Annotated in this window: 1 pseudogene; it reads right to left on the bottom strand. The window is 86.0% G+C overall.

Annotated elements, in window-relative coordinates:
- Window positions 1–508 (bottom strand): annotated as a pseudogene (locus RM555_RS30825) (hypothetical protein); the annotation flags it as partial.

The raw sequence follows: 508 nt of genomic DNA, 5'->3' as shown, positions 1-508 counted from the left end.
CGGGCCGGGCCCGGCCCGCCGGCCGTCCGGGCTCGGTGGCGTCGGTGGGTCGCGGCGGCTGCGCGCCGGGCCGCGCCCGGCCGGCCGGGACGTTGCCGGTCTCGGCGCCGCGCGGCTCCGGCCCGGGCGGCACCGGCGACGGACCGCCCGCAGCGGGTGGCACCGACCGCTTGACCGTCGGCAGGGCGGGGTCGGTGTGATGGGCCCGGCCGGCCTGCCGCAGCCAGTCGGCGGGGCGCTCCGGTCGGCCGGCCCGGGAGTCACCGGGCCGGCGGCGCCCCGCTTCCCCGTCGGCCGGGCGCGGCGGGTTCTCCGCCTCGTCCGGGGCCGCGGGGCCGCCCGGGGGCGGGACCACCCCGGCGTCCGCACGGCGCGCGGGGGGCTGACCGCCGGCCGTGGCGCGTCCGGCCCGGCCGGAGGTCTCGTCGTCGCCGGCCGCACGCCGGCCCCGACCCGCGACCTCGACGTCGTCGGGTGCGGCGCGTCGGCCGCGCGGGGCGGCACCGTG

Origin of the sequence: Micromonospora reichwaldensis, from assembly GCF_031845925.1 — a bacterium.
In the GTDB taxonomy this organism is placed as follows: domain Bacteria; phylum Actinomycetota; class Actinomycetes; order Mycobacteriales; family Micromonosporaceae; genus Micromonospora; species Micromonospora reichwaldensis.
This window is presented reverse-complemented; position numbering and strand designations above follow the sequence as displayed.